Genomic DNA, 24059 nt, shown 5'->3' with positions numbered 1-24059 from the left:
TCAATGACCGGCAAAGGCTGACTAATCGCAAAAGATCGGTCCATGGTGAACGTCGGGCTTCGTGTGAAACCGCAGCCGCGGAAACCGCAGGTGCAGATTCCGTCCTTGCGGAGGGTGCAGTCATGGAAACCGCGGTCGCATCGGGCGGTCGCCGTGTACGCGCCCGCGCTGGTGATGCTCGGGCTGGGCCTATGGGGGCTCGACCGGGGTGGGATGTGGCGCGACGAGGCCGTCAGCTTCCAGGTCGCGCGCCGCACGGTGCCGCAGATCTGGCAGCTGTTGCACGATGTGGACGCGGTGCACGGTCTGTACTACCTCCTCGTGCACGCCGTGCTCGCCGTCCATCCGGGCGAGGTGGTCCTCCGGCTGCCGTCGGTGTGCGCGGCGGCGGTGACGGCCGGCCTAGTGGGCGCTCTCGGTAGCCGACTGGTCCGGCCGCGCGTCGGCCTGTGGGCCGGCCTGCTCTACGCCGTCGCCCCGATGGCGGGCCACTACGCCCAGGAGGGTCGTTCCTACGCCCTGGTGGCGGCCGGCGCCACCGGCGCCACGCTGCTGTTCGTACGATCTGCGCAGGGGGGTTCGTGGTGGGCGTACGGAGCCGTCCTCGGCGTCACCTGCTGGCTGCACGAGTTCGCGGTGCTGCTGCTGCTCGCCCACGCGGTGTCGCTGGTGCTCGCCCGGGCCGGTGCGCGGGTGTGGCGGGGCTGGGGGTGCGCGGCGGGCGCGGTCGTGCTCGCCCTGCTGCCACTGGTCCTGGTGTCGCGGACCCAGGCGGCCCAGGTGGCATGGCTGCGCAGGCCCACGGTGGCCACCGCGGAGGGACTGCTGCGGGGGTTTCTGGGGCCGACGGCAGGGGTGTACTGGGTGTGTCTGGGGCTCGCCGTGGCGGGGCTGGCGGGACTGGCCGGGCGGCCGGGGGAGGTCACCTGCGCCAGGGTGGCTCTGCCGCTGGCGGTGGTGCCGCCCTTGGTGCTGATGCTGGTGTCACAGTTCTCGCCGCTGTACGTCGACCGGTACGTGCTGTACGCACTGGGCGGGGCCGTGCTGCTGGTGGCTGCAGGAGCGGATGCGGTGGCCGGGGCGGTGGCGCGGTCGGCCGCCCGCGGTACGCGAGGGGACTGCCTGCCGTGGCGCGGCCCCCTTTCGCGGTCCTGGCTCGTCACCCTCGCCGGGGTGCTGGCCGCAGCCGTCTCCCTTCTGCACCAGCTGCCGCTGCTGCGCGCGGACCGCAACCCCGGCACCCGGCCCGACGATCTCGCAGCCGTCTCCCGGGTTGCCGGGAGGGAGCTGAGCCCCGGGGACCCGGTGCTGTTCCTACCGGCGCACACGCGCAATGTGGCCCTCACGTACCCGGGGGCGTTCCGCGGAGTCCGGGACGTGGCCCTGGTGGAGGGAGCACGCGCCTCGGGGACGCTGTACGGGCGTGAGGTCGGGCCCGGCGAACTGCGCCGCAGACTGGCCGGGTTGGACCGGGTGTGGGTCGTGGCCGACCTGGACCTGGTCACCGGCCGCTGGATCCCGGGCAGCCGCACCGAGCGCGCCAAACTCGCAGTGCTAAACCAGGAGTTCTGGGAGCGGGAGGACACGGCGCGGAACGGGGTGACCGTCCGGCTCTACGTCCGCCGGGTCAGCGAACGTCCCGCGCCTGTGCCGATGCTGCCGCGTCCAGGGCGGTGGTGAGCTGGTCGAGCCGTGTGCGGAGCTCGGCGATCTCCTCCAGGTCGAAGCCGGTCGCCGCCACGATCCGCCGTGGTACTTCCAGGGCGCGATCGCGCAATGCGATGCCCTCCTCAGTGGGCCGCACCCGAACCGACCGCTCGTCGTGCGCGCTGCGCTCGCGTCGTACGAGGCCGGCCCCTTCCAACCGCTTGATCAGCGGGGACAGCGTGCCGGAATCGAGCCGCAGGTGCTCGCCGAGCTTCTTGACGGGCAGGTCGCCCTCTTCCCACAGCACCAGCATGACCAGGTACTGCGGGTAGGTGAGCCCGAGGTCCTTGAGGATCACTCGGTAGACGCCGTTGAAGGCGCGGGACGCCGCGTGCAGGGAGAAGCAGATCTGGCGGTCCAGACGGAGCCAGCCGACATCGCCCGGGGGCGTACCGGAGGGGGTGGCAGGAGGCGGCGTGGCGGTCATACGTCCAGGATAGCTCTTGCGAGCCATTTAGTTGTGCACAATTTAATTGTGTGCTCTACTTATGGTCGTGCGGTGGCGGGAACAGGGGCCACCGTGATCTCCGACTTCATGAGGGATGGTCTTCCATGGATGCGCTCTACACCGCTGTCGCCACCGCCACCCACGGCCGCGAGGGCCGTGCCGTCTCCTCCGACGGCAAGATCGACCTCGCCCTGGCCATGCCGGTGGAACTGGGCGGCACCGGCCAGGGCACCAACCCGGAGCAGCTCTTCGCTGCCGGTTACGCCGCCTGTTTCGGTAGTGCCCTCGGGCTCGTCGGACGGCAGGCGAAGGTGGACGTCAGCGACGCTGCGGTGACCGCCGAGGTCGGCATCGGCAAGCAGGGCGAGGGTTTCGGGCTGAAGGTGACCCTGCGCGTCGAACTGCCCGGCACCGTGGACGAGCCGACCGGCCGCAAGCTGGTCGAGACCGCCCACCAGGTCTGCCCGTACTCCAACGCCACCCGCGGCAACATCGACGTCGAGCTCGTCATCGAGTGACCGTCAGCCTCCTGCAGGGGCCGGTTCCCCCAGGGATGCCGTTGGTCCCGGGACCGGCCCCTGCCACCCGGCTCTACGCCGATGCCGGCACCTCCCGGCCGGAGGACTGGCCCGGGATCCGTGCGACCCCCACCGGGGGCATCGCCTCTCCCAGCAACAGCGTCCGCACCACGCGCTCGGCGGCCCGCCCGTCATCGAACTCGCAGAACCGGTCCCGGAAGTCCGCCCGTAGCCGCGCCGACTCCTCGTCCCGCCACGAGCCCGAGGCGAACAGCCAGGCCAGCTCCCGGTAGGAACGGGCGACCTGACCCGGCGGGTCGGCCGTGATGTCGACATACGCACCACGGCTCGCCACGAATGCGGGCCAGTCATCGGCATAGAGCACGATCGGCCGGTCCAGGACGGCGTAGTCGAACATCACGGCCGAGTAGTCGGTGACCAGCACGTCGGCGGCGAGCAGTACCTCCTCGACACGGGGTTCGTCGGTCGCGTCGACCACGATCCCGCGCCGGGCCTGCTCCGTGAGGCCCATGCCCCGTGCGGGACCGCCGGCCAGCGACGGATGGAGCCGGACCACGAGCGTGAACCCCTCACCGAGGTCGGCCGCGAACCTGGCCAGGTCGAGCCGGTCCACGTGGCCGCCCCTGCGGTAGTCCCGGCGGGTCGGTGCGTACAGCACGACCTTGTTGCCCTCGGGGATGCCGTGCCGTTGCCTGAAGTCACCGCGATCACGGCTGACCAGCACGTCATTGCGGGGGCTGCCGGTGCGCGCCGAGGTGAAGTGGCACGGGTAGGCCCGCTCCCAGACCAGCTCGGAGTGGCGGTTGGCGACCAGACTGAGGTCCCAGCGGTCGGCCCGGCGCAGCATCTGCGGCACGTCCAAGCCGAGCCGGGCTCCCGGCTTGTCCAGCAGGTCGACGCCCATGTACTTGAGCGGGGTGCCCTGATGGGTGTGGATGTGCACGCTGCCCGGCCGCTTGGCCAGTGCACCGGGCCAGTTGACGTCGTTGACGAAGAACTTCGCCCGGGCGGTGACCTCCAGATAGCGCCGCGAACCCACGATCACGTGCTCCACGTCGGGCGGCAGCTGTCCGGCGGTCTCCGTGTCCCGGACCACCCACACCCCGCGCAGCTGCGGGGCGATCTCCCGCGCCGTGTGGTAAACGGCCGCAGGATCGCCCAGTACACCCCGGTGCGAGGAGGCCGAGTACACCACGAGGTTCTCGTCCAGGGAGCGCCGCGCGTGCAGTGACGCCCAGCCGGTGCGGGCCCGTGCGGCCACGGCTCGGCGTGCCTCGCCCGTCCGCCGGGTCACCTCCCTCCTGGCCCGCGCCGACTGCCGCTTGAGCCGGTATCCCGTCCAGGAACCCTCCAGCACGGCGGCCTCGCCGACGACCACGGCGCCCTCGGGCTTGTGACGACGGAACATCTCCGCCGTGCGTCGGAAGAACTCCGCCTTGTCGGCGGGCGGCAGCCGGTCCGGTTTGGCGAGGATGTCCAGGCAGTGCTCGGCCATCTTGCGGTGCAGATACGGCTGCCACCGGGCCAGCTTGGGCCGCAGTGCCACAAAGGCGAAGACCCGCTCGTACTGATCGTGGATGTCGAAGTGCTTGCGACTGGTGGTGGACAGGATGTTGCCCTGCCGACGCTGCCGGTAGTGCAAGCAGATCCGGTCCAGGGCGGCGATCCGTCGGGCGCCGAGCATGACCGGGAAGGTCCAGGGGGTGTCCTCGTAGTAGCCGGGTGGGAACGTGAAGCCGTGCTCCGTCACGAACTCCCGCCGGTAGGCCTTGTTCCACACCACCATCAGCAGGTCCAGGATCTGCGGATACACCGAGACATCGAACGTGTCCGCCCCCGCCTCGGCGAGGAGGTGTGCCAGCACGTTGCGCCGGGTGCCGCCCCACCAGTAGGTGCGCGCGTAGTCGAACACCAATACATCGGGGCCGTCGCGGCCGTCGCGGCCGTCGCGGCCGTCGGGGTCGCTGGTGCCGGAGGTCTCCGCCAGGCGGTCGGCGATGGCCCGCAGCGCACCCGGGGTGAGGGTGTCGTCGCTGTCAAGGAAGAGCAGGTAGTCGCCGGTGGCCTGGGCGAGTCCCGCGTTGCGGGCCAGGCCGAGGCCCACGTTCTGCGGCAGGTGCAGCACCCGTACCCGGGTGTCCCGCCCGGCGTACTCGTCGAGGATCGCGCCGCAGCCGTCCGGAGAGCGGTCGTCCACGGCGATCAGCTCGAAGTCGTCGAAGGACTGCGCCAGCACCGAGTCCAGGCACTCACGCAGGAAGCCCTGAACCTTGAAGCAGGGCACGATCACACTGAAGCGGGGCACGGCGGGTCAGCTCCTCACGAGGGTCGCGGCGGCGGGGGCGGGGATGCGCTCCGCGAGCGGGATCACGGCCGGCACCACCTCCGGCGGTTCGTCGAGCAGCACCCGTCGCACGACGCGCTCGGCGGCCTGTCCGTCGTCGAACTCGCAGAACCGCTCCCGGAACGCGGTCCGCAGCGCACGGGCCTCCGGGCCCGCGTACGAGCCGTCCCGGAAGACGGCGGCCAGTTCCTGGGGCGTGCGGACGACGAGTCCGGGCGGTTCGGCCGTCAGATCGAAATAGACGCCCCGGGTCTCCCGGTAGACCTCCCAGTCGTCGGCGTACACGACGATCGGCCGGTCCAGGTTGGCGTAGTCGAACATGATCGACGAATAGTCGGTGACCAGCGCGTCCGCGGCCAGGGCCACGTCCTCGGCACAGCGGTGCGCGGTCACGTCGATGATCCGGCCGGTCCGGCCGGTGCCCCCGGCCCGGCCCTGGTCGTAGAAGTAGTGGGCCCGCAGCAGCACCACGATGTCCTCGCCGGCCGCCTCGCAGAACGCCTCCAGGTCCAGGCCGGTCTCGAAGCCGGTGTGGTGGTCGCGGTGGGTCGGTGCGTACAGCACGGCCGTCTTGCCCTCGGGGACGCCCAGCTCCCGCCGGACCCGGGCGACGTCCTTGGCGGTGGCCGTGTAGTAGACGTCGTTGCGCGGATAGCCGTACTCCAGGTGCTCGTACGAGCCGGGGAAGGCGCGTTCCCACGTCTGGGTGGAATGCCGGTTGGCGGAGAGGTTGAAGTCCCAGCGGTCGACCCGGCCCAGCAGCTTGGCGAAGCTGCCGGACCGTGCGGCCACCACCGGGTACGTCGACTGGTCCACGCCCATCTTCTTCAGCGGCGTGCCGTGCTGGGTCTGCAGGTGCACGCTGCCGGGCCGCTTGACGATTCCCTCTGCGAAGTTGGCGTTGTTGACGAGGTACTTGGCGCGGGCCAGTACCTCCCAGTAACGGCGGGAGCCGATCACCGCGTACTCGACGTCAGCCGGCACGGTGTGCGCCTGGTCGGCCTCCACCAGGAACACCGAGCGGATGTGCGGGGCGAGTTCGCGGGCCTTGGCGTGGATCGCGGCCGGGTTGCAGGCGTAGCCGCGGCCCCAGTACGCGCAGTACACCGCGAGGCCGGGGTCGAGCGGGCGGCGCAGGTCCCGGGCGTAGCGCAGCCGGCTCCGCAGCGTGCGGGGGCGCGGCAGCCGCTCGCCGGAGTGTGCGGCTGCCCGGTTGGCGCCGCGCAGCGCGCGGAAAGCGGTGTACGCGCCCGTCGCCAGCAACCGGTGCTGCACGCCCAGGCTGCCGCCCGGCGTCCGGTGGCCCGCCGGCCGGTGCTTCCGGTAGAGGCGGCCGGCCCGGCGGAAGAACGCCCGGTGCCCGGAGGGCAACCGTTCCGGGTGCGACACCGTCTTCAACACCACCGCGAACAATTGCTCGAACAGTGGCCCGGTCCGCTCGACGGGCAGCCCGCGTTCGGCCGCTCGCGTCAGCACCAGCTCCACCTGGTCGAGCAGAGCGTGCTGGTGTGCTCCGGGCAGGTTGAGCCGGCTGCCCTGCCGGCGTAGCCGGTGTCGTACGACGACCCGGCGTAGCACTGCGATGCGTCCGGCGGCGAGCGTGGCCAGTCCGCCCCAGCCAAGGTCGGTGAAGTGACCCTCTGGGAAGGTGAGTTCGTGCTCGGCGAGGAAGGCGCGGCGGTAGACGGCGCTCCATGCGGGCACCTGCACGCCGGTCAGCCCGGGCAGGTCGGCGGGTGTGAAGGCACCCTTCGGAGCCTTGGCGAGCAGGGGCCCGGCCGGGTTGCCCGGTTCGCCCTCCCACCAGGGGGTGCGCTCGTGCTCGACGTACAGCACGTCCACGCCGGCGGTCTCGGTCAGGCGGGCGTCCAGCGCCGCGAGCGCGCCCGGCAGCAGCAGGTCGTCGCCGTCGAGGAAGAGGACGTACGCGCCGGTCGCCGCCCGCATCCCCGCGTTGCGTGCCCCGCTCAGACCGGCGGACGGCGGCGAGTGGACGGGGATCACCCGACAGTCCCGCTCGGCGTATCCGGCGGCGATCTCCCCCGGGGCCCCGACTGCGCTCGAACAGGGGGGACCCCCCGCGACCGGAGCCTCGGGGGCGTCGCAGACCGGGATCAGCTGCAGGTCGCCGAAGGACTGGTCGAGGACCGAATCCAGCGCCTGGGACAGCCGGCCGGCGACCCCATGGGACGGGACGATAATGCTGAAGCGGGGCATTCTGTTCTCTCTGTCGTCTTGCGGACGCGGCCGGGCCGTCCCGCCGGACGCCAGGTGGACGGCCGGCTCGGGGTGGGCCGGGTCGAGCCGAGGGGCATGGGAACTCCCGGAGAGATCAACGGTGTTCAGCGGCTCTCGGTGACGGGGAGAGGGCCGGAAGGTTGTGGCACGGTGGCCAGTGGGGTACGTGCCCGCGCGGACGCGGACGCGGCCGAGGGCACCGGCTTCCGCTCGGCGAGCGGCACGATCTCCGGCACCCCCGCCGGTTCGCCCAGCACGACGTGCCGTACGACCCGTTCGGCAGCGCGCCCGTCGTCGTAGGGGCAGAACCGTTCCCGGAACGCGGCCCGCAGCTGCGCGGAGCGCGAACCGCGCCAGTGGCCGGTGGTGAAGATGTCGATCAGCTCGTCCTCGCTCCGGGCGACCGCTCCGGGCGGGAAGTCACGCAGGTCGAAGTAGGTGCCGCGCGCCGCCTCGTACGCCTCCCAGTCCTCGGTGTGCACGACGACCGGCCGGTCCAGGTTGACGTAGTCGAACATGAGCGGCGCGTAGTCGGTGAGCAGTGCGTCCGAAGCCAGGCAGAGGGACTCCACACTCGGGTGGCCGCTGACGTCGACGATCCGGGCGCCCGGGCCGGGGGAACCGGGGCACCCGGGGTGGGCGCGGGCCAGGACCATGAAGCGCGGGCCGAGACGGCGCAGGATACGCTCCAGGTCCAGCAGCGGGCGCTGGGTGCGGCGGTGGTCGCGGTACGTGGGCGCGTACAGGATCGCGACCGTGCCCTCGGGCACGCCCAGCGACTCGCGCAGCCGCGCCACCTCCGCCGAGGTCGCCCGCTGGAAGACGTCGTTGCGCGGCAAACCGTACTCCAGCGTGGTGTAACGGCCAGGGAACACCCGCTCCCAGGTGAGGGTGGAGTGTCGGTTGCCGGACACGACGTAGTCCCACCGGTCGACGTCGTGCAACAGCTCCTCGAAGTCGGTGTTCCGGGCCGCTGCCGGACGCTCTTGCAGGTCGAGGCCCAGGTGCCCCAGCGGGGTGCCGGGGTGGGTCCGGACGAAGAGCTGCCTGGGACGCTTGCGCAGCCGGCGGTCGAAGCCGGTGGCGCCGATCAGGTACCTGGACCGGGCCAGTGCCGTCCAGTAGGCGGCCGTGCCCGGGCGGAGCTGGCGCGGCCCCGGCGGGACGGCATGCTGCTGTTCGGGGCGGGCGATCCACGCGGTGCGGATGCGCGGGGCGTGCCTGTGGAACGCCTCCACCAGTGCCCCCTGGTCACAGCTCCCCCAAGAGGCGGTGAACACCGCCCGGTCGGGGTGCAACGGCAGTCGCAGCTGGATGAGGTAGTGCAGTCGCAGCACACCGGACCGCAGGGCGCGGGCGAGTTCCCCGGCCGACTTCAGCGCCCGGCGGCGGACGGCCGAGGCCAGCCGGAGCGCCCGGAACGTGCGATGCAGGCCGAAGCGGACCAAGGCGTGCCGCAGCGGGACCCTGGTACCGGGGACGCGGTAGCGGCGGTAGTGGGCGCGGGACCGGCGCAGGAACTCGCCGTGGCTGCCGCGGGGCAGCCGGTCCCGCCTGGTGTACACGACCGCGCAGTGGTCGACCATCCGCCGGAACAACTCCGCTCGCCACTGCGCGAGTTCCGGCCGCTCTGCGATATATGCGAACACCCGGTCGTACTGCTCGAAGAGGTCGAAGTGCCTACGGCTGACGGTGCCGAGGATGCTGCCCTGCCGGCGCTGCCGGTAGTACACGCACACCCGGTCCAGGGTGGCGATCGACTCCGCCGTCATCAGCACCGGGAAGGTCCACGGGGCGTCCTCGTAGTAGCCGGGTGGGAACGTGAAGCCGTGCTCCGTCACGAACTCCCGCCGGTACGCCTTGTTCCAGGCCACCATCAACACCCTGAGCAGCCCTGGCCGGTCCTCGAGGCGGAACGGTGCGGGACCTTCCTGGGCGAGTTGGGCGGCGAGCTGGTTGCGGACCGTCCGGCCGTCCCAGTAGGTGCGCGCGTAGTCGTACACCAGGACGTCCGGCTCGCCGGTCTCCTTCAGCCGGTCCGCGATGGCCCCCAGGGCGTCCGGCGTCAGGGTGTCATCGCTGTCCAGGAAGAGCAGGTAGTCACCGCTGGCCCGTTCTGCGCCGGCGTTCCGGGCGCGGCCCAGACCCTGGTTCTCCGCCAGGTGCACGGGCTTCACGCGCGCGTCCCGGGCCGCGTACTCGTCGATGATCGTGCCGCAGGCGTCGGGTGAGTAGTCGTCCACGGCGATCAGTTCGAGATCGGGATACGACTGCGAGAGCACCGAGTCCAGGCATTCGGCCAGGTACGCCTGGACCATGTACGCGGGGACGATGACACTGAACCTGGGCAAGGGGCATCCATGAGTCGGTCGGTGCGGGCGTTCTGCCCGGGAACGGCCGGCGGAGCGACTTGGTTACGGCTCGTACGGCATTCGGGCTACACCGGGCGCACGCGTAAGGGGCGGCCCGCCCAGCGCCCGCCCCTCTGAAAGTGCCTGTACGCGTGACTACTTGACCGCGCCTGCCATCACCCCGGACACGAACTGCCGCTGGAATACGAAGAACACGGCCAGTGGTACCACCATGGAGATGAACGCGCCGGGTGCCAGCACGTCGATGTTGTTGCCGAACTGCCTCACCTGGCTCTGCAGTGCGACCGTGATCGGCTGGGTGCCCGCCTTGGTGAACACCAGCGCTACCAGCATGTCGTTCCACACCCACAGGAACTGGAAGATGCCCAGGCTCGCGATCGCCGGTCCGCCGAGCGGCATCACCACCCGTGCGAACAACCGGAGTTCACCGGCGCCGTCCAGCCGGGCCGCCTCCAGCAGTTCCCGCGGGATCTCCGCGAAGAAGTTCCGCAGCAGAAACACCGCGAACGGCAGCCCGAAGCCGGTGTGGAACAGGACCACACCGAGGATGGTCCCGAACAGCCCGATCTTCCCGAACAGTTCGGCGATCGGAATGAGCGCCACCTGGACCGGCACCACCAGCAGACTCACCACGCCCAGGAACCACCAGTCCCGGCCGGGGAACTCCATCCAGGCGAACGCGTATCCCGCGAGGGAGCCGATCGCGACGACCAGCACGGTCGCCGGCACCGTGATCAGCACGGTGTTCCCCAGGGAGTGGGTGATGTCGCTGTTCTCCAGCAGCTTCTGGTAGCTGTCGACGGTGAGCTGGGACGGCTTGGTGAACACCGTCCACCAGCCGCTCGCGCTCATGTCCTTCGGGGAGCGCAGCGAGGAGACCAGCAGGCCGATGGTCGGCACCAGCCAGAACAGGCCCACGACGATCAGGATCACGCGGACCAGCCCGCCGCTCAGCTTCTCGGCGATCTTCGAGCCGAGCGTCTGTCGGCCCCGCACCGACGTGTCCGCCGGGGCTGTCGTCCCGACACCCGGTGAGGAGGTCGCCGTCATCGCCGTGCCTCCCGCCTGAGCCGCCGGATGTTGAACAGCATCACCGGGACGACCAGCAGCAGCAGGAACACCGCGATCGCGCTCGCGACTCCCGGACGACCCTCCGAGAAGCCCTTGCGGTACAGCTCCAGGGCGAGCACGTTCGCGTCGTCCTGGGAGGAGCCCGGCGCGATGATGTAGACGAGGTCGAACACCTTCAGCACGTTGATCATCAGCGTGACGGTGACGACCGCCAGGACCGGAGCGAGGAGCGGCACGGTGACCTTGCGGAACACCTGCCACTCGTTCGCGCCGTCCACCCGCGCGGCCTCCAGCAGCTCTCGGGGTACGCCCGCCAACCCGGCTGCGATCAGCACCATCGCGAAGCCCGCCCACATCCACACGTACGCCCCGATGACCGCCGGGGTGACCAACGTCGGGCCGAGCCACTCGACACCGTTGTACGGCTGTCTGAAGTTGCTCGCCGGCAGCCTCAGCCGGGCACCGTCGGCGGACGCCGGCAAGGTGAAGGTGCCGTCCGCGGCGGCTTTCGCGGTGGCGACCACCGTGCCGTCCTTCACCGCCTCGATCCGCATTCCGGCGTAGCCCAGTTCGGACGGATCGGGAGTGCCGAGCCTGCCCACGCCTTTGCCACGGGTGAAGTCCTGCCAGGTGGTGCCGGTGACCTTCCCCGGCTCCGGCCTGGCAGTGGCGGCCCGCTTCGCGCCGTCCGGCATCTGGTCCGGGGCCACACCGACGAGGGGGAGGGAGACGGGCTGATCGGCATGGACGGTGGCCTTGGTGAGGAATCCCCCGTGGTCCGGTTCGAGGGGTGAGTTCCGACCCGGGTGGGCCTTCGGGAACGCCGACGACGGGGCGAAGGTGTCGTGGACGCTCACCCATACCGCGTTGGCGACACCCTTGTCCGGGTCCTGGTCGTACACCATCCGGAAGATGATCCCGGCCGCCAGCATGGAGATCGCCATCGGCATGAAGACGACCAGCTTGAACGCGGTTCCCCACCGCACCCGTTCGGTCAGCACCGCGAAGATCAGGCCGAGCGCGGTGGAGACCGCGGGTGCGAACACCACCCAGATGACGTTGTTCTTCAGGGCGGTACGGATGCCGTCGTCGGTGAAGAGCGTCCGGTAGTTGTCCACGCCGGCGAAGCCACGGCCCGAGGCATCGAAGAAACTGCGGACGGCGGAGTACCCGATGGGGTAGACCACGAGCGCGCCGAGCAGCACCAGGGCGGGCAGCAGGAACAGGGCCACCACCGTTCTGCGGGTGCCGGTCACACTCCTGCGGCTCTTGCGGTTCCTGCGACGGTCGTGGCTGCTGGACGCGGCGGGGCCCGGTGGGGCCCCGGCCGGTACTGCCGACCCCATGGCCGGATCAGCTCCCGCTTCCGTACGCCGCCGCAGCGTCCTTCTCCAGCTTCGCCTGGGCGCCCGCGACGTCCCCCGGGTTCTTCAGGAAGTCCTGCAGGTCCTTCCACTCGCCCTTGCCGGGGGTGCCGCCGAAGGCTTGCGGTGCCTGGTCGGACATGTCGAAGCGGAAGTCGTCGCCGGATGCGATCAGCGCCTTGGCGATCTTCTGTTGCACCGGGTTCGGGTACGCCGAGAGCGGCACGTTCTTGTTCGGGGAGAGGTAGCCACCCAGCTTCGCCTGGATGGTCGCCGCGTCCGGGGAGGCGAGGAAGGTCACCAGTGCCTGCGCCGCCTTGGAGTCCTTGAAGATCACCGCAGCGTCTCCGCCGGAGACCACGGGAGCGGTGGAGCCGACGGCAGGGAACGGGAACACCTTCGCGTCCGTGCCCACCTTCGCCTTGGTCTCACCGATGTTGACCTGTACGAAGTCGCCCTCGTAGACCATCGCGGACTTCGGTTGGTCACCTCCGGTGAAGGTCTGGGTCACCGACTTGGTGAACTCGGTCTGCAGCGCGCCGTCCTGGCCGCCCGCCAGATACTCCTTCTTCCCCCAGATCTGGGCCAGCGTGGTCAGTGCCCGCTTCACCGAGGGATCGGTCCACTTGATCTTGTGCTGGGCGAGCTGGTCGTACTTCTCCGGTCCCGCCTGGGACAGGTAGACGTTCTCGAACCAGTCGGTCAGCGGCCAGCCGTCGGCGCCGGCCACCGAGAAGGGGGTGACCCCGGAGTCGTACACCGCCTGTGACGTGGTCAGCAGATCCTGCCAGGTCTTGGGCTCCTTGGCGCCCGCATTCTTGAAGACTTTGGCGTTGTACCAGATCAGCGACTTGTTGGCGGCCTTGTAGTAGACGCCGTACTGCTTGCCATCGACCTTGCCGATGTCCTGCCAGCCCTGCGAGTAGTTCTTCCGCAGCTCCTTCAGAGCCTCAGGCCCGATGGGCTTGGCCCAGTGATGGTGCACGGCCTGCTTGATGGCGCCGGGCTGCGGAAGCAGGGCCACGTCGGGCGGCTGGCCGCCCGCGATCTTCGAGCCGAGGAAGTTGATGATCGGGTCCTGGGCGGGTACGAAGGTGACCTTCGCGCCCGTGCGCTTCTCGAACTCGGCGAGGACCTGCTTGAAGTTCTTCTGTTCCTGGCCGGTCCAGACGGCGGCGATCTCCAGGTTCGTGCCGTCCAGCTTGGGCAGGGTGACGGTCGAGCCGCTGGCGGTCGGCCCGCCGGCCTTTCCCGAGCTGTTCGAGTGGTCTTTGTTGTTGTCGCCTCCGCTGGAGCAGGCGGTGAGCGCGAGGGCTCCCGTGAGCAGTGCGGCCAGTGTGATGACGGCCCTGTCGGTCCGGATGGTGCTGCTCTTGGTGCGCATCACTTCCCCGTTCGTCGTTCTCCGTTGAACGTCGTGGAGCGTCGTGGAGCGTCGTGGAGCGTCAGAACTGTGTCCGTGCGGTCCGGTGTACGCCGGGCCGCTCAGGGCGGGCAAGAGCGCCTGCGGCGTCAACCCGCCCATCGTGACCGGCTCGTGACCGGGTGTGTATGCGTGCGGGTTCCGCTCAGAGCAAGGAGGGCACCTCTGCCGCCGACACCTGTCGCGCCGCGCGCTCCACCGCGCTTGCCAACAGGGCCAGGTCGGTGGGGCCGTTGCCCAGTTCCCGTACGGGCCGGCGGGCCGGTGGGTCGCCCATGCGCTGCCAGTCCACCGGGACGACGGTGGGCCGTTGGGTTGCGGTACGCGGGATGCGGCCCGTCACCCGGCCGCCCTGGAAAGGGGCGCTCTGCCCGTCCGGGTACGTCAACCATCCACGCCCGGGGGCCGGTTCTCCCCCGGATTCGCTGCTCCCCTCGAACCGGGATGTGCCTCCGGTCGTCGGCTTCGGGGAGTCCAGCACGATCCGCAGTCCGGCCCGGCGGGCCGGCTCCGTCTCCGCCGTGGGCCCGCCGGGCCCGGTGGCCGCGACCAGGTGCACACCGAGCCGCTCGCCCTCTCGGGCCACCGACTCCAGGGCCCGCATCACCGACCCCGCGGCGGGTCGGCCCGGTGAGCCGAGCGGTGGGGAGACCAGCATGTCGAGGTCGTCGACGACGACCACGAGCCGGGGCAACGGCGGTACGGCCGCGGCGCTGTGCCGGGCACCGCGAGGCCGCAGCCGCAGGGTGGAACTGGGCGGGGTGTCTATGTCACCGGTGGCGGGTGTGCGCTGGGCACCGATTCGACCCGGCAACTGCCGCCCCGCGTGCCACTCGGCGAAGTCCGTACGGCCCAGCAACTCCGCCCGCCGCTTCAGTTCGGCGCTCAGCGACTGTGCGAACTCCCGCATGCGTACCGGGTCGCTGGCGACCAGGTGGGTGGTGACATGCGGTACGTCGGTGCAGACGCGCAGGCCCTCACCCTGTCCGGCGTCCGTGCCGACGCCGTCCCGGCCGTCGACCAGCACCATGCTCAGGTGGTCCGGCCGCTCGGCGGCGGCTAGTGAGGCGACCACGGCCCGCAGCAGTTCGGTACGGCCGCTGCCGGCCGGCCCCTCGATCAGTAGATGGGGGCCGTCGGCCACCAGGTCGGCGGTAAGCGGCCCGTGCGGTCCGACCCCCAGCACCGCCCGCGCCCGCCCGCCCAGCGACTCCGGGTCGTCGGCCGCGTCCGCCCAACGGGCCATCAGTGACGCGGGCGTGGCCCGCGCCAGCCCCAGCTCGTCCAACAACCGCGCTGACCGCGGCAGTGGCGTGACCGCGCGAGGGCGCCGCCCGCCGACCGGGTCGCCGTCCGGCCGCAGTGGCGCCAGTGCCCGTGCGAACCGTTCGGCCCAGGCGGCGGAGACGGCGTCGACAGCGGCGAGCGTGCCGGGGCCGAGGGGGCCGCCGGGTGCGACGCGCAGCAGGTGCAGCGCGGTCGCGACGTCCCCGCTGAGCAGCGCCACGGCACCGCAGTGCCGGAACGTCGGGGTCACCGCGCACGCGGCCTCGTACGTCCGCATCACGGAGGACGCGGGCGAGGCGGGCTCGGTCTCGGCGAGACACACCACATGGATCCCGGCCCGCGGCCCCGCCACGGCCAGCCGAGCGAGGGTCTCCTGCAGGGCGGCTCCGCCGGGATCGCCGTCCACGACGACGACGGTGTACGGCCCCTCGAAACCGCCGCCGACACCGGGATCGGCATCGTGCCTGGCCCAGGAGGGGCGGCGGGTGGGGGCGGCGTTCGCCGTCGTCGTCGTGGACGGCGCGGGAGGACGTGCAGTGCCGGGCATGCCGGGCCGGTGGGCGTCGGAACCGGACCGGTCGGCGAGCGACTCGGCCACTGCGCCGGGGGCCGGGGTGCCGGGAACCCCGGGAGCCGGGGCGTGCGCGGGCTTGCCGGGGGGCGAGGAGTGGCCGGGGGCGCCGGAGGGAGCGTGCTGCGCGGGGCGTCCGGCCGTGCCGGAGGCCTGGGTCTGGGCGGGGATGCCCGGTGTTCCCGGCGAAGAGCCGAGGGCGGGCGGGGTGGGTGTGGTCGTGCGGGGGCCCCGGCCCGGGGCGTCGGGGGTTCTCGTGGGTGAGTCGTGGGCGGACGGGGCCGCCGCATCCGTGGCCGGAGTCCGTCCCGGCGCGGCTGGTGCCGGGAGGCGGGCGGGGTGGGCCGTGCTCCTACCCGCCGTCGCGTGGTCCTCGACCCGGCGGAGCAACTCCTGGGCGCGGGCCGCCGCCTGTTCGCGGTCATAGGCCAGCAGCAGGCGACAGTCCTGGCCACGCCCCGGCCGGACGTGCGGCAGCCAACCCAGCCAGGACCACTCGGCCGTCCGCTCCTGCACCGGACGCGAACGGTCCGCGCTGATCAGCACGATCTCCAGCAGATCGGGGGAGTGCAGTGCAGCGAGTTGGGCCAACACCGCGCGGGCCAGCCCGGACAGTCGGGGGCGCGGACCGGCCAGACCCAGTGCGCCGCCCTCGCGCAGCGCGGCGGTCACCGGTACCGCGGGCAGGAGGCCCGAACCGTCCGGTGCACTCCGGTCGGCCGTGCCGAGTCGTATGGTCAGCATCTCCGGGTGGCCTGGCCCACGCTCCCACAGCCGGGGCCCGGGGCCCAGAGCCGTCAGTAGCAGCGTGGCCGGGTCCGGCCAGACCTCCGGTCGCTGCGGGGCACCGGCGGTCGGCGCCCCTCCGGGACGGGGCGCCGCGGCGTCGTACGCCTCCCGGCCGCCCGGCTGTTCCCCCCGTCCGCCGGCCAGCCGTCGTGCCCACGAGCCGAGCCCGCGCCGTCGTGCGCCGTGCGGGGCGCCGTCGCCGTCGCCTGACGTGCCCTTGCGGCCGTGCCCCCGCGCGTCCTCGCCCGGGTGCGCGCCGTCCAGCCCGCCGATGCCGGAGCGCCCGGCGTGGGTGTCCCCACCGGACGCTGCCCCGGACGCTGCAGGGCCCGGCCCCGTACCCCGGTGCTCGATACCGGGTGCCCCGGCCTGTCCCGGCACCGCTGACCGCTCCCCGCGCCGGTGCTCCCGAGCGCTCGTGCCGCCGGTGGAGGTGCTCCGGCCGACGGAGTCGTAGGCGTGATGAACCGCCCCCGGGACACCCTCCGCCCCGGGGGCCGGATTCCCCCGCGCGTACCCCGCCGCCCCGGCTCCCGGGTCCGCTCCCGCAGCCCCGGGGGCCGTTCCCGCAGCCCCGGGGGCCGTTCCCGCGGGCCTCGCGCTGCGTCCGGCAGCTCCCGGGCCGGGCGACGCGGTCCGGGTCCCGTCGACGCCACCCGCGCTCGTCGGCGGCGCTCCTGCCCCACCGGGGACTGGGGTCCCACGGCGGAAGCGTGCGTCATCCGGAGTCCCGTCGCCCCCCGAGGCCTCCGGGAACGTTTCCGCGGACGCAGCGTCCCCCAGGGCAACCCGCACCCGCCCCTCCCCATCCGGCACCGTCCGCAGCCGGGCCCCTGGACCCCCGGACGGAGTAACGCGCAACGCGGATTCGCCGATCCTCAGTACCGCCCCCGCAGGAAACCTCACCGGACGGTCGGCCACCCGGACACCGTTGAGGGTCGTGCCGTTCGTGGATCCCAGGTCGGTCACCGAGACGCGGCCGTCGGCGCCGACCGTGACCGCGCAATGCAGCCGGGAGACGTCCGGGTCGTCCAGCGGGACGTCGGCGTCGGTGGAGCGGCCCACGGTGATCCGGCCGCCGTGCAGCAGGTGCACCCCGCCGGCATCCGGGCCCGCCACCGCGTGCAGCCGGGTCGGGGCGTCGTCCATCTCGGGGTGGGGTTCGGGAGCCGCCGGAGCGCCCAGGGACAGCAGGGCCCCGTCGACCAGCGGGGGCTCGCCGAGGATGCGGCGGCGGAGGTCCAGGCGGTCGGTGCCCGAGTAGAGGACCACGGGCGCGCCGCCGGTGTCCCGGGCCGTGCCGCCCTCTCCGGTGAGCGCTCCGGCCAGCCCCGAGGCGACCGCGGCCAGGTCCGTGCCCGCGGGCGCCGTGACCAGCACATCCCGGCTTGCGGCGCGGCCCCGCTGCGCGGACGGGCCCACCGGGTCTACGACGGTCAGCCGGATCTGCATCGGCGTCAGCGGTCCCTTCTGCGCGGGTCTGCGCGGGCGCGGACTTCCCCCCACCCCACACGAGCACGTCGACCTGTACTGGGAGGCATCCTCGCACCTGTCACAGGCGACGCGCCCAGGACCCGGGCATAAGTGATCTTGATTGGTCGGCTCTGCCCCCAAAAGTGCCTGACCGGTGGCGCACCGGCGATCACTTGAGATCGGTCACGTCCGGGCCGTGGCAACCAGGGGGCCGCGGTGAGCGTCTTTCCTTCGAACATGCTCGGGAATGCTTGCGTAGCGCTCTGACGGCCGGCACTAAAGTGGGTCGGAACACCGGAACACCGGACCGCAGGCAAGCAAGCATCAGCAAGCAGCAGGGAGCGCGGACGTGCGGCCAGTCGGCAGCAAATACCTGCTTGAGGAGCCGCTCGGACGCGGCGCCACAGGCACCGTCTGGCGTGCCCGCATGGGGGTCCCCCCTGGCACGCAGCCTGTCGGAACTCCCTGGGGGAGCGAGACCGGCGGAGCCGGTGCGACCGCGCCCGGTGGGACCGGAGAGACCGTCGCGATCAAGGTCCTCAAGGAGGAACTGGCGAGCGACCCCGACATCGTGATGCGCTTTCTGCGTGAGCGCTCCGTGCTGCTCCGCCTCACCCATCCGAACATCGTCCAGGTCCGTGACCTGGTAGTCGAGGGTGATCTGCTGGCGCTGGTCATGGATCTTGTCGACGGCCCCGACCTGCACCGCTACCTGCGCGAGAACGGCCCCCTCACCCCGGTTGCCGCCGCCCTGCTGACCGCGCAGATCGCCGACGCGCTCGCCGCGAGCCATGCCGACGGCGTTGTCCACCGCGATCTGAAGCCGGCCAACGTCCTGCTGAGGCAGCAGGACGGTCAGATGCATCCGATGCTGACCGACTTCGGCATCGCCCGCCTCGCCGACTCCCCGGGGCTCACCCGTACCCATGAGTTCGTGGGTACGCCTGCGTACGTGGCACCGGAGTCCGCCGAGGGCCGCCCGCAGACCTCCGCCGTCGACGTCTACGGCGCCGGCATCCTCCTGTACGAGCTGGCCACCGGCCGCCCGCCGTTCTCCGGCGGCACCGCTCTGGAGGTGCTCCACCAGCACCTCAGCGCCGAGCCGCGACGTCCTTCCACGGTTCCGGACCCGCTGTGGACGGTCATAGAACGCTGTCTGCGCAAGAACCCGGACGAGCGGCCGAGCGCTGTGAACCTCGCGCGCGGGTTGCGGGTCGTCGCCGAGGGCGTCGGCGTCCACGCGAATGCCGCCCAGATCGCCGCTGCCGAGGGCGTCGGCGCCCTGCTCGCCCCGGACCCGGCCCCGACCGCCGCCCCCGGCGCCGCCGACCCCACCCAGGTGCTGCCGGCGAACGCGCCCCAGGGGGCGTACGACCCGAACGCCGCCACCAGTTTCCTGCCGCACGCCGGTGGCCCGGCCGGCGCGGCGGACTCCACCGCCGTGCTGCCGAGCACCGGAGCCGCCGACCCGACGGCCGTCCTGCCGCCGGTGCCCCCGGACCAGCAGGGGTACCCGGGGCAGCCTGGCCAGCAGGGAACGCAGGGGCAGCAGCCCGAGCAGCCACATCCTTGGCAGAACCAGCTGCGCGCCGCGCGCGACCGTAACGAGCAGACGCAGATCCAATACCTCGACCCGGACGAGGACCCGCTGCGCCGCCGCCCCCAGCGGCAGGTGGCCCGGCCTCAGCAGCAGCCGACCCAGGCCCCGCGGGCCGGCTCGCAGCAGCCCCCGTCGCGCGGTCGGCAGCGCCCGCCGGCGGGCTACGCCCCGCAGCAGCAACCTCAGCAGTACGCCCCGCAGCAGTACGCCGCCCCGCAGCAGCAACCTCAGCAGTACGCTCCCCAGCAGCCCCAGCGGTACGCGCCCCCCGCGCAACCGGAGCCGCAGCGGCCCGCGCGCGAGCCCCGCCCGCCCAGGCAGCGCAGCGCCAACCCGATGAAGATCCCCGGGCTCGGCTGTCTCAAGGGCTGCCTGTTCACGATCGTCATCCTGATCGTGGCGGGCTGGCTGATCTGGGACCTCACCCCGCTGCACACCTGGGTCGGACAGGGCAGGGGCTACTGGAACCAGCTGAGCGACTGGGCCGGGAAAGTGAGCCAATGGGCCAAAGATCTGGGCAATTCCCTGGGTAACTGATCACGGTTTTGGGGATTTGTCGATATCTGGCGGGTGATTTCCGTCCCCGCCGTGAAGATTCGCTCGTCGGACGCGTACTTTTAACGACAACACGCGTCTGTAGGAGCAGTCTTGGCACGGAAGATCGGCAGCCGGTACACCGCGCACCAGATCCTGGGGCGGGGCAGCGCCGGGACGGTGTGGCTCGGCGAGGGGCCGGAGGGCCCCGTCGCCATCAAGTTGCTGCGCGAGGACCTCGCTTCCGACCAGGAGCTCGTCGGGCGCTTCGTCCAGGAGCGCACCGCGCTGCTCGGCTTGGAGCACCCGCGTATCGTCTCCGTGCGTGATCTGGTCGTCGACGGCAACGACCTGGCCCTGGTCATGGACCTGGTCCGCGGCACGGACCTGCGTACCCGCCTGGAACGTGAACGGCGGCTCGCCCCCGAGTCGGCCGTGGCGATCGTCACCGACGTCGCCGACGCGCTGGCCGCGGCCCATGCGGCCGGAGTCGTCCACCGGGACGTCAAGCCCGAGAACGTGCTGCTGGACATGCGGGGGCCGCTCGGTCCCGGTGGTGCCCACCCGGCGCTCCTCACCGACTTCGGCGTCGCCAAGCTGATCGACTCGCCCAAGCGGACACGGGCCACGAAGATCATCGGCACTCCGGACTACCTGGCCCCGGAGATCGTCGAAGGCCTGCCGCCGCGCGCCTCCGTGGACATCTACGCCCTGGCGACCGTCCTGTACGAGTTGCTCGCCGGCTTCACCCCGTTCGGCGGCGGACACCCCGGCGCGGTCCTGCGCCGGCACGTCACCGAGACGGTCGTACCGCTGCCCGGCATCCCCGAGGAACTGTGGCAGTTGATCGTGCAGTGCCTGGCCAAGGCCCCGGCCTCCCGGCTGCGCGCATCGGAACTGGCTGCCCGGCTGCGCGAGCAGTTGCCGATGCTGGCCGGAATGCCGCCACTGGACGTGGACGAGCCGGACCCTGCCGAGGAGGCGGCGGAGGAACCGGAGCCATCTGCCCCGCCGGTTCCGCCGAGGGACGAGCAGGTACGGCGGCGGGGGGCCGTGTCGCTGGTTCCCGCCGCCAAACCGGACTCCAACCGGGACACCCACACGTCGATGCGGGTGCCGGCGCCGGACGAGCTTGCCGGCGGAGCCCATGGCACAGCACGCGCCCCTCGGGCCTCCGGAGCCCCGCGGCCCGGCTCGGCCCGGCACCGGGCTGCCGTGCGCCGACGTCGGATCACGCTGGGAGTGGCCGGGGTCGCGGTGGCCGCTGCCGTGGGGGTGGGGGCCTGGTGGGCCACGTCCAGCGACGAGCAGCCGCAGCAGGACACCCACAGCACGTCGGCCCCTTGAGCCCCCGGGCCCTGCCGCCTGGCCCCTCGTTTCCCACCCGTCCACCGGCCCGGCTGTCTCGCTTGGCCGGGAGGCGGGCCGGACGGCTTGCCGTAGCCGTTACGCTGGAGGCGTGGCAGTCGTCGATGTATCCGAAGAGCTGAAGTCCCTCTCCTCGACCATGGAGTCGATCGAGGCCGTACTGGACCTCGATGCGATGAGGGCAGAAATCGCCGTGCTTGAGGAGCAGGCGGCGGCGCCGTCCCTGTGGGACAACCCGGACGAGGCGCAGAAGATCACCAGCAAGCTCTCCCACCTCCAGGCCGAGGTCAGGAAGGCGGAGGCGCTGCGCGGGCGGATCGACGATCTCGCCGTGCTCTTCGAGATGGCGGAGGAGGAGGACGACCCGGACACCCGCGCCGAGGCCGAATCCGAGCTGGTCGCCGTGAAGAAGGCGCTGGACGAGATGGAGGTCCGCACGCTCCTGAGCGGTGAGTACGACGCCCGCGAGGCGGTCGTGAACATCCGCGCCGAGGCCGGCGGTGTGGACGCCGCCGACTTCGCCGAGAAGCTGCAGCGCATGTACCTGCGCTGGGCGGAACAGCGCGGCTACAAGACCGAGGTCTACGAGACGTCGTACGCCGAAGAGGCGGGCATCAAGTCGACCACCTTCGCCGTGCAGGTGCCGTACGCCTACGGCACCCTCTCCGTCGAGCAGGGCACGCACCGACTCGTGCGCATTTCCCCCTTCGACAACCAGGGCCGCCGCCAGACCTCCTTCGCGGGCGTGGAAGTGCTCCCCGTCGTCGAGCAGTCCGACCATGTCGAGATCGACGAGTCCGACCTGCGGATCGACGTGTACCGGTCCTCCGGCCCGGGTGGTCAGGGCGTCAACACGACCGACTCCGCGGTGCGCATCACCCACATCCCCACCGGGATCGTGGTCTCCTGCCAGAACGAGCGGTCGCAGATTCAGAACAAGGCCACCGCGATGAACGTCCTCCAGGCCAAGCTGCTGGAGCGGCGCCGGCAGGAGGAGCAGGCCAAGATGGACGCGCTCAAGGGCGACGGCGGCAACTCCTGGGGCAACCAGATGCGGTCCTACGTGCTGCATCCGTACCAGATGGTCAAGGACCTGCGCACCGAGTACGAGGTGGGTAATCCGGAGGCCGTGTTCAACGGCGAGATCGACGGGTTCCTGGAAGCCGGTATTCGTTGGCGCAAGCAGCAGGAGAAGTGACTTTGTCGATATGACAACTGCCGCCCCCTGAGCGGCAGTTGTCGTTTCTCTGGGTTTTGCGTCACACTCTCAGGCTCCTAATCCCTGCAACCACTCCCGTATCGGGCATTTAGCCCGCAATGCCCTTGACGTTGCTTTGAAAAATCGGAAGGGTGAAGCACGGCATGCGTACTTACGGGGCGCATGTGAACCGGGGGAATGAGCTGAAGCTTGAATTCGTCACAGCTGCCTCCGTCGAACACGGCAAGCCCCATGCGCCGCCTCATTGACGAACAGCTACTGGGGGTAGCAACTACATGACGAAGAAGACGCGGATCCGGGTCGCGCGGATAGCCGCGGGTGCCGTGATCGCGGCCGGTGCCTCACTGATGGTGGCCGGTGTCGCCGCGGCCGACGGTAACGGCGGCGACCCCACCTGTGACATTGCCACCAACCCGGACTGCCCGGGTGATGGTGGCACGGGCGCCAATGATGGTGGCACGGGCGCCAATGATGGTGGCACGGGCGGGGGGCGCAATGATGGTGGCACGGGCGCCAATGATGGTGGCACGGGCGCCAATGATGGTGGCACGGGCGCCAATGATGGTGGCACGGGCGCCAATGATGGTGGGACCGGCGCCAATGATGGTGGCACGGGCGCCAATGATGGTGGGACCGGCGCCAATGATGGTGGCACGGGCGCCAATGATGGTGGGACCGGCGCCAATGATGGTGGCACGGGCGCCAATGATGGTGGGACCGGCGCCAATGATGGTGGCACGGGCGCCAATGATGGTGGGACCGGCGCCAATGATGGTGGCACGGGCGCCAATGATGGTGGGACCGGCGCCAATGATGGTGGGACCGGCAGCAGCGACGATGGTTCCACCACCGGGGGTTCGACGTCCGGTGGTTCCAGCACCGGCGGCAGCACGTCCGGTGGTTCCACCACGGGAGGCAGCACCACCGGCGGCAACCACACCACCCCCAAGGGGGGCGGCAACCACAACGTTCCCCAGGAGGAGGGCACCTCGGCCCTCACCGACACCGGTTCGGACACCGCGTCCCAGGCCGGAGGCAAGCAGCTCGCCGAGACCGGTGCCGGCCAGACCACGTTCCTGGTCGTTGGCGCCGCGACGATGATCGCCGGCGGCGTCGGCTTCCGCATCCTGCCGCGCCTCGTCGGCGGTCGGGGCGGCACCGCCGCCTGAGCGTAGTCGTGCGGTCGCGCAACGCGCCGTTCACGTGCTGAAGGGCCTGGAGCTTGATGCTCCGGGCCCTTTCGCAACTCTCCGGCGCAGGCTTCCGCTCCGCCGGCTCCCCGCTTGCCTCACACGGTCTGGTGCGCCAGCAGTGCCACAGCGGCGATCAGCACCGCCAGCAGCCCGATCAGCGCCATCGGATTCAGACCTGCGAAGAAACCCTGCTGCTGCAGTCGCTCGCGGTTGGCGCGGCACACCGGGCACCGGCCTTCACTCACGGGCGCCGCGCAGTTTGCGCACACCAACCGGTCGTACGTCATGCGCTCGCCCTCCTTGCCCCGGCCATCACACCTACAACGCGCGCTGGAACGAGAACGTTCCCCCTCCACTGTGCCAGGTTCCCGCGGAGCTTGCGCAGGGTGCCGGAGGAGAGAGCGGAAACGAGAGGCGGTACAAAAACGTACAAGTCTTGCCCAACCTCACCCTGCGACTGCACGTGCACACCTGGTATCGCGTAGGGTCACGCTCATCTACCCCCGGCGACCCGTGGTG

The 24059-nt window shown here is 71.4% G+C and carries 15 protein-coding genes; 6 read left to right on the top strand and 9 right to left on the bottom strand.

The window, feature by feature from the left end; all coding sequences use genetic code 11:
* Window positions 1-153 precede the first annotated feature (153 nt).
* Entirely contained in the window at window positions 154-1680 is a 1527-nt protein-coding gene (locus LK06_RS11655; protein WP_086083303.1) for a glycosyltransferase family 39 protein, read from the top strand.
* Here LK06_RS11655 and LK06_RS11650 read toward each other — a convergent pair.
* A complete protein-coding gene (locus LK06_RS11650; protein WP_039647925.1) occupies window positions 1628-2134 on the bottom strand; it encodes a MarR family winged helix-turn-helix transcriptional regulator in 507 nt (168 codons plus the stop codon). The two genes, LK06_RS11655 and LK06_RS11650, sit on opposite strands and share 53 nt — an antisense overlap.
* A gap of 125 nt (window positions 2135-2259) precedes the next feature.
* On the opposite strand from LK06_RS11650, the gene LK06_RS11645 reads away from it, so the two are divergent.
* Window positions 2260-2673, top strand: coding sequence for an organic hydroperoxide resistance protein (locus LK06_RS11645; RefSeq protein ID WP_039647926.1), 414 nt, complete (start codon window positions 2260-2262; stop codon window positions 2671-2673).
* Between the two features lie 73 nt (window positions 2674-2746).
* Here LK06_RS11645 and LK06_RS11640 read toward each other — a convergent pair whose 3' ends face one another.
* The 7 genes from LK06_RS11640 to LK06_RS11610 form a co-directional block, all read right to left on the bottom strand.
* Window positions 2747-4999, bottom strand: a complete 2253-nt coding sequence (locus tag LK06_RS11640; protein ID WP_043407457.1) for a bifunctional glycosyltransferase/CDP-glycerol:glycerophosphate glycerophosphotransferase — start codon at window positions 4997-4999, stop codon at window positions 2747-2749.
* A 6-nt stretch (window positions 5000-5005) separates the two neighbouring features.
* Window positions 5006-7255, bottom strand: a complete 2250-nt coding sequence (locus tag LK06_RS11635) for a bifunctional glycosyltransferase/CDP-glycerol:glycerophosphate glycerophosphotransferase (RefSeq protein WP_039647930.1) — start codon at window positions 7253-7255, stop codon at window positions 5006-5008.
* A 125-nt stretch (window positions 7256-7380) separates the two neighbouring features.
* Window positions 7381-9627: a bifunctional glycosyltransferase/CDP-glycerol:glycerophosphate glycerophosphotransferase gene (locus LK06_RS11630; protein WP_043433582.1), complete on the bottom strand. Its 2247-nt coding sequence runs from the start codon at window positions 9625-9627 to the stop codon at window positions 7381-7383.
* A 156-nt stretch (window positions 9628-9783) separates the two neighbouring features.
* Window positions 9784-10698 carry a carbohydrate ABC transporter permease gene (locus LK06_RS11625; RefSeq protein ID WP_039647934.1) on the bottom strand — a complete coding sequence of 305 codons (915 nt, stop codon included), beginning with the start codon at window positions 10696-10698 and terminating at the stop codon, window positions 9784-9786.
* Window positions 10695-12065, bottom strand: coding sequence for a carbohydrate ABC transporter permease (locus tag LK06_RS11620; protein ID WP_078858857.1), 1371 nt, complete (start codon window positions 12063-12065; stop codon window positions 10695-10697). The genes LK06_RS11625 and LK06_RS11620 overlap by 4 nt, the downstream gene beginning before the upstream one ends.
* Before the next feature lie 7 nt (window positions 12066-12072).
* Entirely contained in the window at window positions 12073-13467 is a 1395-nt protein-coding gene (locus LK06_RS11615) for an ABC transporter substrate-binding protein (protein WP_039647938.1), read from the bottom strand.
* 184 nt (window positions 13468-13651) lie between these two features.
* Window positions 13652-17605: an FHA domain-containing protein gene (locus tag LK06_RS11610; protein ID WP_043433583.1), complete on the bottom strand. Its 3954-nt coding sequence runs from the start codon at window positions 17603-17605 to the stop codon at window positions 13652-13654.
* A 370-nt stretch (window positions 17606-17975) separates the two neighbouring features.
* Here LK06_RS11610 and LK06_RS11605 point away from each other — a divergent pair, with 370 nt between their 5' ends.
* The 4 genes from LK06_RS11605 (at window position 17976) to LK06_RS11590 (ending at window position 23516) form a co-directional block, all read left to right on the top strand.
* A complete protein-coding gene (locus LK06_RS11605) occupies window positions 17976-19763 on the top strand; it encodes a serine/threonine-protein kinase (protein WP_039647943.1) in 1788 nt (595 codons plus the stop codon).
* A gap of 111 nt (window positions 19764-19874) precedes the next feature.
* A complete protein-coding gene (locus LK06_RS11600) occupies window positions 19875-21107 on the top strand; it encodes a serine/threonine-protein kinase (RefSeq protein WP_039647945.1) in 1233 nt (410 codons plus the stop codon).
* Between the two features lie 112 nt (window positions 21108-21219).
* On the top strand, window positions 21220-22326 hold the full coding sequence (gene prfB, locus LK06_RS11595; RefSeq protein WP_039647947.1) for a peptide chain release factor 2: 1107 nt from the start codon (window positions 21220-21222) through the stop codon (window positions 22324-22326).
* A 296-nt stretch (window positions 22327-22622) separates the two neighbouring features.
* On the top strand, window positions 22623-23516 hold the full coding sequence (locus LK06_RS11590; RefSeq protein WP_086083301.1) for a hypothetical protein: 894 nt from the start codon (window positions 22623-22625) through the stop codon (window positions 23514-23516).
* 119 nt (window positions 23517-23635) lie between these two features.
* Here LK06_RS11590 and LK06_RS11585 read toward each other — a convergent pair whose 3' ends face one another.
* The gene (locus LK06_RS11585) at window positions 23636-23827 is read right to left on the bottom strand and encodes a hypothetical protein (protein WP_039654409.1); all 192 of its coding nucleotides are present in this window, start codon (window positions 23825-23827) and stop codon (window positions 23636-23638) included.
* Window positions 23828-24059: the final 232 nt, after the last annotated feature.

The sequence above is a fragment of the Streptomyces pluripotens genome (assembly GCF_000802245.2).
GTDB classification, from domain to species: Bacteria; Actinomycetota; Actinomycetes; order Streptomycetales; family Streptomycetaceae; genus Streptomyces; species Streptomyces pluripotens.
This window is presented reverse-complemented; position numbering and strand designations above follow the sequence as displayed.

Bases quoted from the DNA above. Each gene is read 5' to 3' on its own strand.
- LK06_RS11610 (WP_043433583.1), bottom strand. From the start codon at position 17,605: ATGCAGATCCGGCTGACCGTCGTAGACCCGGTGGGCCCGTCCGCGCAG.
- LK06_RS11650 (WP_039647925.1), bottom strand. From the start codon at position 2,134: ATGACCGCCACGCCGCCTCCTGCCACCCCCTCCGGTACGCCCCCGGGC.
- LK06_RS11625 (WP_039647934.1), bottom strand. From the start codon at position 10,698: ATGACGGCGACCTCCTCACCGGGTGTCGGGACGACAGCCCCGGCGGAC.
- LK06_RS11635 (WP_039647930.1), bottom strand. From the start codon at position 7,255: ATGCCCCGCTTCAGCATTATCGTCCCGTCCCATGGGGTCGCCGGCCGG.
- LK06_RS11590 (WP_086083301.1), top strand. From the start codon at position 22,623: ATGACGAAGAAGACGCGGATCCGGGTCGCGCGGATAGCCGCGGGTGCC.
- LK06_RS11615 (WP_039647938.1), bottom strand. From the start codon at position 13,467: ATGCGCACCAAGAGCAGCACCATCCGGACCGACAGGGCCGTCATCACA.
- LK06_RS11585 (WP_039654409.1), bottom strand. From the start codon at position 23,827: ATGACGTACGACCGGTTGGTGTGCGCAAACTGCGCGGCGCCCGTGAGT.
- LK06_RS11620 (WP_078858857.1), bottom strand. From the start codon at position 12,065: ATGGGGTCGGCAGTACCGGCCGGGGCCCCACCGGGCCCCGCCGCGTCC.
- LK06_RS11645 (WP_039647926.1), top strand. From the start codon at position 2,260: ATGGATGCGCTCTACACCGCTGTCGCCACCGCCACCCACGGCCGCGAG.